The organism is Bacteroidales bacterium (genome assembly GCA_014860585.1).
Lineage (GTDB): Bacteria > Bacteroidota > Bacteroidia > Bacteroidales > 4484-276 > RZYY01.
On the sequence record JACZJL010000131.1, the window covers coordinates 1 to 7,316 of the forward strand.

Below are 7,316 nucleotides of genomic sequence, written 5' to 3' on the forward strand. Positions count from 1 at the left end.
AGTCATGGAAAAACGACAATCACTTCGATGATCATGCATGTATTGAAGAAGCAACACATTGATTTTGATTATCTTGTCGGAGCAAAAATTGAGGGTTTTGATATCATGGTCAGGCTGTCGGATGCACCCATTATTGTGATCGAAGGAGATGAGTACCTGACCTCAGCGCTCGATCCACGTCCGAAATTCCTCCATTATAAACCCCACATTGCCCTGATCAGTGGCATTGCGTGGGATCATATTAATGTTTTCCCAACCTTTGAAGGATATGTTGATCAGTTCGGGCAATTCATCAAAAGCATCGAAAGCGGTGGAAGTGTCATTTACTGCGGTGAAGATGAGGAACTTCTTAAAGTTGTTCGTAGTTCATTATGGGATGGAAATAAGATCCCTTACCTATTACCGGATTTTGAGAATGATCAAGGAAAAACATGGATCATCCAGTCAGGAAGTGTAACTCAGGTGCATCCTTTGAATGTATTCGGCAAACACAATTTATTAAATATCAGTGGTGCGCGTGAAGTGTGTAAATTATTGGGAGTGAATGAAACTGAGTTCTACCAGGCCATAACCACCTTTAAGGGAGCTGCCAACAGGCTTGAGTTTGTCTCCGGAAACCAGCACTCAGCCATTTTTAAGGATTTTGCACATGCTCCTTCAAAACTTAAAGCCACGGTGGAGGCAGCGAAAAGTCAATACCCGGAGCGAAAACTGATTGCTGTGATGGAGTTACACACCTTCAGCAGTTTGAGTAAAAATTTTCTGTCTCATTACAGGAAAAGCATGGATCAGGCCGATATTCCGGTTGTTTTTTTCAATCCACATGCCATCGCTTTGAAGAAGCTCGACCCGATATCAGAAGAAGATGTAATCGAAGGATTTGACAATCCTGACCTGAAAGTATTTACTGAAGCAAAGGCCTTGGAAAATTTTATCCGCAGCCAGCAAATGACCCATACAAACCTGTTGATGATGAGCTCAGGGAATTTTGGCGGGATTGACCTGAAAAGACTTGCCGTAGATCTGTTCCCTTAAGGGTTGGGGCAAAAAATGATGTTCAACAAATGGAGTTTTCTTGCTGACAATCCTTATGAATTCATCTTCAGCAGGTTCAATCCAATGCTGCAGTCCAGGCACTTCTTAAGTTTGCAGTAATTGTTTTTAAGTTCTATCAGTGCCTGCGATTCGAAAGCGTTTGCGGCTTTTATTCCGATACTTTCCCAGCCCCGGGTAATAGCATTGGATTCGGGTTCAATGGAGATCAGCAAAGCCATTGCTTTTTCACGGAATTGTTCCTCGTCTTTCACTATGCTATAAAGAAAAAGGAGTTGTACCACTGTGTTGAGTAAAATGTTATGAATAGCATCTTTGCCAAGTTGTTTTATACTGTGCGATGATGATTTATCAAAAACGTAATGATTTTCCCAATAAGCTGAAGCTGAAACATCAAAGAAAGAAACCAGTTCCTTCAGGTTGTCTGTTTCGATAATCTTCGAAAATAGTTTTGTTGATTTGTGAATCAATGCCGCAAACTGCGAAATTCGGATGGTCGGGAAGTTGGATGGCCTGAGCCGCATAAATTTCCACAAATGTTCCTGGATGGGTACAAGCGCGTATTTCTTTTGTAAAAACCCATACTCCTTTTTCAATTTGCTGGGGTACTCATCTTCAAAATCCCGATCTAAAAGGCCTGCAGTTCCAAACAACATAGCCTCAATCTGAAACAGGTTGTCTTTGTGTTTGCCAAGTATTTGCAGTGGCAGCATGGTGGCCAGAATTCTGAACGGTTGCTCATTTACCTTAAAACCAAAATTCCCGGCAAGAACCTGGTAAAACGTTTCTTCAAAATTATTTTTGTTATGCTCCAGCATCCTTGCAAGATCACCTGCTTTGCGCTCCATCCTTTCAACCAGAAGCCTGTCCAGCCAAATCCTCGTCTTTTCGATATTCAGATAGTGTATGTCTTTCTCACATGGAATCCAGTTTTTGTTATTCAGGTAGTAATAATATTTCTGAAAAATCTTCTCGTTGAATTTCCCTTTCAGTTCCAGTGTGGCCAGCTGATTCCCATTGCGATCATAAATCTCTTTGTCATTTTCGTAAACCACATGCAGAATCACATTGGAATAGGCCTCATCGGTATGGTGATGATGGAGATACCAATCGGACGACCTGAGATGAATCTCCACATTGCCGGCCCAAAGCGTTGTTCCAATTCTCACCTGGGCGTTCGAAAAATCGGGCCCTGAGTCAGAATTATGACGCCCGGGCGAAACCACAACGAGCGACTCTCCTCCGGGTGTCTCGAGGTCTTTGGAGTACAGCCTGAATTTCCAGATAAAATGCAAAAAATCTTCTCTCATAACAACAGATTTTGAACAAAGCTAATAGTTTTAATGAAATTAACTTCCAGGATTAACATTTGGCGGTTTTAACCGTTATTAATAGAGAAATTTGAAATTGGATTTTTGTTTTAAGTAAGTTGCATGAGTTTAAGTAGTTACAAAACAACAAAAACGATAACTGAATTTCACAATTTAATTTTTTAAATATTTTTTGGACAATTTGTTATTTAGCTATAAAATTTTATTAGCTTTGTCAGGTTTAAGAAAACATCAAAGTGTGTTTGCCAAATGAATGACTTGGTTACGCTGGTAAGTGGGATAGAATTCAGAACAAGGGCACTGGCAGCCCGCTTTGAGGCGATCAAAAACGAAAACGAGGAGCTGAGGAATAAAAACCAACAGTTACTCACCGAACTCGAAGAGCTAAAATTTAATCATAAACAATTACAATATAAAAATCAGATAATTAAAATTGCAAAGGCAATTGAGAGGGATAAGGGATCAACAAATGCAAAATTTTTAATTAACGAACTTTTGCGGGAAGTTGACAGATGTATCGGTCTTTTGAATGATTGAAGTATTTTCAGATAATCCTCATGGATCAAATTTTAATAACAGTACAAGTAGCTGACAGAGAATATCGTTTGAACATTAAAAGAGAAAAAGAAGAGCTGGTGAGAGCATCAGCAAAAAGGATCAACGAAAATATCAGAAAGTATGCTGAGAATTATGACTTTAAAGATAAACAGGACTTGTTGGCCATGGTGGTTTTACAAAACACCATCAAAGCAATGGAGTTGGATGTCGAGGTTAGTTTTCAGCAGAATCAGCTGTCAGGTAAGTTAAATGAAATCGATGAGATTTTGACCGAAAGTTTGTCAACTAAATAAGTTCAACGCAACGTTCTTTGAAAAACACAGCATCAATTTGTATTGATACTGAAAAATACTCCCGCATTAATTCTCTTAATGTTTGTAAACTCAACATTATACACTTGAGGGCAATCTCAGCAGGTGTAGAACAGGCCTCAGTCCCGCTTTGCGGGAATCCGGAACTCCGGACAGTGGAAGTTTGAAGCTTGCGGTAACCCTTACCATAAAGATTGGGGTTTACTAAGCTCCGACTGTAATTAATGCGGGTTTTTTTTCCTCAACTATTGCCGCTAACCCTAAATTTAAATGTACAATGGAAATACTATTATGTGTTGTTAGCGGAGTTGTCGGGATTGTCCTCGGGGTGATCCTTTCGACAACCGTACTACGTAAGAAGCTGGAAGAAAAAGGCAGAAAAGTACTGGATGAAGCGCAGGAAAAAGCTGAAGTGCTAAAAAAAGAGAAAATGCTTCAAGCCAAGGAGCATTTCCTGAAACTAAAAACCGAGCACGAACAAGTATCCAACGAACGCAACGCCAACATTCTGAAAAATGAAACCCGGCTCAAACAAAAAGAAGTTACACTGAATCAGAAATTTGAGGAGTACAACAAGAAGGAAAGAGAGGTAGATATCATCCGGAAAAACCTCACAACACAACTTGAAATCCTTGAAAAGAAACAGGAAGAAGTTGACAAATCATTCCAGAAACACATCGAACAACTCGAAACAATTTCGGGACTAACTTCCGAAGAAGCAAAGAAGCAACTTATCGAAAACCTGAAAGATGAGGCGAAGTCTGAGGCAATGGCGCATATTCAGGATATTATTGACGAAGCAAAACTGACCGCCAATCAGAAAGCAAGGGAAATCGTGGTTGAGACCATTCAGCGTACAGCTGCAGAAAATACGATCGAGAATACCGTATCGGTTTTCAATATCGACAACGACGAGATCAAAGGCCGAATCATCGGGCGTGAAGGAAGGAACATCAGAGCACTGGAAGCCTTAACAGGAATCGAGATCATCATTGACGACTCTCCGGATGCGATCATCCTCTCGGGTTTTGACCCTGTAAGACGCGAAATCGCAAGGCTTTCCCTACATAAACTTGTTACCGATGGTCGCATTCACCCTGCACGTATCGAAGAAGTAGTGGGTAAAACCAAGGCTCAGATTGAGCAGGAGATCATCGAAATTGGAAAACGCACGTGCGTTGACCTGGGAATTCACGGAATGCACCCCGAACTGATCAGGCTGGTCGGAAAGATGAAATACCGTTCGTCTTACGGTCAAAACCTCCTGCAACACTCACGCGAAGTGGCCAACCTTTGCGCAACCATGGCTGCAGAACTTGGGCTAAATCCCAAAAAGGCCAAGCGGGCAGGATTGTTACACGACATCGGTAAAGTGCCTGACAGCGAATCGGAATTACCACATGCCATGTTAGGTATGAAGCTGGCCGAGAAGTACAAAGAGCATCCCGAGGTATGCAATGCCATCGGATCTCACCACAACGAAACTGATATGGAAACTTTACTGGCGCCGATCGTTCAGGTTTGCGATGCCATTTCCGGCGCCCGGCCCGGTGCACGACGGGAAGTAGTGGAAGCCTACATCCAGCGGTTAAAAGACCTTGAGAACCTTGCCATGTCTTACCCGGGAGTTGTGAAAACCTATGCCATCCAGGCGGGGAGAGAACTCAGAGTGATTGTGGCTGCCGAAAATGTTTCTGATGAAGAATCCAACACACTCGCCTATGATCTTTCGAAGAAAATCCAGGAAGAAATGACCTATCCCGGTCAGATCAAGATCACCGTAATACGCGAAACAAGAGCTATCAGCTACGCAAAATAGCACGAGACATGGTAAAATAAAAAAACCCGGCTATCACTGATGACCGGGTTTTTTTGTAAGATCGGATGAATATCGACCTTCCAGCTACCTATTCGGGGTGAATTGCTTCAACCGGACAAACATCAGCGCAAGCGCCACAATCGGTGCAAACATCCGGATCAATTTTGTAGATTTCACCCTCAGAGATTGCCTCCACGGGGCACTCATCAATGCATGTACCGCAAGCAGTACAATCTTCACTAATTACGTATGCCATTTCAATTAAATATTAAGGTTAAACAATTTGATGCAAAGGTCTGCATATTTTTTTTTATAGCATTCATTTAACCTCCATTTTCATAAATTTATAGACAGTCTAAATTGATAACCCGCAAATTATTGACAATCAGCAATTAATTTACGATTTGGCTCCTAAGTAAACATGTTGTTACAATCAAATCGCCGTTTATTGTAAATTTGCAGCTATTCATTTTTAAAACAAAACAACGAAATGACCGATTTCAAAAATGCCATTCTTCAAGGGATTCCAGACATTCTTCCTGCCCCTGCTCCTTATGATACAAAGGTTTCACATGCACCGGTGCGAAAAGATATTTTGACTCCGGAAGAAAAAAAACTGGCGCTGTGCAATGCACTCCGCTATTTCGACAAAAAGCACCATGCTGTGCTGGTCAGTGAGTTCAAAGAAGAACTCGATCGTTTTGGCCGCATTTATATGCATCGGTTCAGGCCTGCCTATAAAATGTTTGCCCGCAGCATCGAAGAGTATCCTTACCGTTCACAGCATGCGGCAGCCATTATGCTGATGATCCAGAATAATCTTGATCCGGCAGTGGCGCAGCATCCCCATGAGCTGATCACTTACGGTGGCAATGGTGCGGTTTTTCAGAACTGGGCGCAGTACCTGCTCACCATGCAATACCTGGCCACTATGACCGACAAACAAACGCTGGTGATGTACTCAGGTCACCCGATGGGCTTGTTCCCTTCGCATAAAGACGCTCCGAGGGTGGTTGTTACCAATGGAATGATGATTCCCAATTATTCAAAGCCCGACGACTGGGAAAAATTCAATGCGCTGGGAGTGACCCAATACGGGCAAATGACTGCCGGATCGTATATGTACATTGGCCCACAGGGAATAGTGCATGGTACAACCATTACGATTATGAATGCAGCACGGATGATTGGTGCAAACTCAGATGAGGGTATTGGTGGGAAGTTGTTTGTTTCATCGGGACTGGGAGGGATGTCGGGCGCTCAGGCAAAAGCAGCCGTCATCGCAGGCGCTGTGGGCGTGATTGCCGAAGTGAATGAAAAAGCAGCCACAAAGCGCCACTCACAGGGCTGGGTGGACGAATTGTTTTACGACCTTGACGAACTGATGGTGCGTATCAAAAAAGCGCAACAGCAAAAAGAGGCCGTTTCGATTGCCTATGTTGGAAATGTGGTAGGTCTCTGGGAAAAACTTGCCAAAGAACAAATCAGGGTGGACATGGGCTCCGATCAGACCTCGCTGCACAACCCCTGGTCGGGAGGATATTACCCGGCAGGACTGACTTTTGAAGAATCCAATAAAATGATGGTATCTGATCCGGAACTTTTCAAAACCAAGGTCCGTGAATCGTTGCGCCGCCAGGTGGCTGCCATCAATGAGCTTACAGCGAAGGGAATGTACTTTTTTGACTATGGCAATGCGTTCCTGCTCGAATCCAGTCGTGCCGGAGCAGATATATTGAACGAAAAGGGAGATTTCAGGTACGCCTCTTACGTGCAGGATATCATGGGGCCGATGTGTTTTGATTTCGGCTTTGGGCCTTTCCGTTGGGTTTGCACCTCCGGGAAACCTGAAGATCTGGATAAAACCGACCAGATAGCCGTTGAGGTGATGGAAAAAATCGCTGCAACCGCTCCTGCGGAAATTACCATGCAGATGAAGGACAACATCAAATGGATTAAAGAGGCCAAAATCAACAAGCTGGTAGTCGGGTCCCAGGCGCGGATTCTTTATGCCGATGCCGAAGGCAGGATGAAAATCGCAGAAGCCTTCAACAATGCCGTTCGCGGGGGTAAGTTGTCAGCGCCTGTTGTTCTTGGCCGCGACCACCATGATGTTTCAGGCACTGATTCTCCTTTCAGAGAAACCTCCAACATTTACGACGGCTCGCAATTCACTGCTGATATGGCCGTGCAGAACGTGATCGGCGATTCCTTCCGTGGCGCCACCTGGGTTTCGCTGCACAA

The 7,316-nt window shown here is 43.4% G+C and carries 7 protein-coding genes; 5 read left to right on the forward strand and 2 right to left on the reverse strand.

The features are described from left to right. Positions 1–1,035 (forward strand): peptidoglycan synthetase (locus IH598_13630; GenBank protein MBE0639552.1); only part of this gene is annotated, 1,035 nt, incomplete at its 5' end. Between the two features lie 53 nt (positions 1,036–1,088). Here the strand turns inward: IH598_13630 and IH598_13635 are convergent. Then, positions 1,089–2,363 (reverse strand): DUF2851 family protein, encoded by a 1,275-nt coding sequence (locus tag IH598_13635; protein MBE0639553.1) that lies wholly within the window; start codon positions 2,361–2,363, stop codon positions 1,089–1,091. Between the two features lie 270 nt (positions 2,364–2,633). Here IH598_13635 and IH598_13640 point away from each other — a divergent pair, with 270 nt between their 5' ends. The 3 genes from IH598_13640 (at position 2,634) to rny (ending at position 5,072) form a co-directional block, all read left to right on the forward strand. Beyond that, complete coding sequence (locus IH598_13640) at positions 2,634–2,921, forward strand: hypothetical protein (GenBank protein MBE0639554.1); 288 nt, start codon at positions 2,634–2,636, stop codon at positions 2,919–2,921. 20 nt (positions 2,922–2,941) lie between these two features. Beyond that, entirely contained in the window at positions 2,942–3,235 is a 294-nt protein-coding gene (locus IH598_13645; protein MBE0639555.1) for a cell division protein ZapA, read from the forward strand. A gap of 295 nt (positions 3,236–3,530) precedes the next feature. Further along, complete coding sequence (gene rny / locus IH598_13650) at positions 3,531–5,072, forward strand: ribonuclease Y (GenBank protein MBE0639556.1); 1,542 nt, start codon at positions 3,531–3,533, stop codon at positions 5,070–5,072. An 88-nt stretch (positions 5,073–5,160) separates the two neighbouring features. On the opposite strand, the gene IH598_13655 is transcribed toward rny, so the two are convergent. Further along, entirely contained in the window at positions 5,161–5,328 is a 168-nt protein-coding gene (locus IH598_13655; GenBank protein MBE0639557.1) for a 4Fe-4S binding protein, read from the reverse strand. Between the two features lie 234 nt (positions 5,329–5,562). Here IH598_13655 and IH598_13660 point away from each other — a divergent pair. Further along, positions 5,563–7,316 (forward strand): urocanate hydratase (locus IH598_13660; GenBank protein ID MBE0639558.1); only part of this gene is annotated, 1,754 nt, incomplete at its 3' end.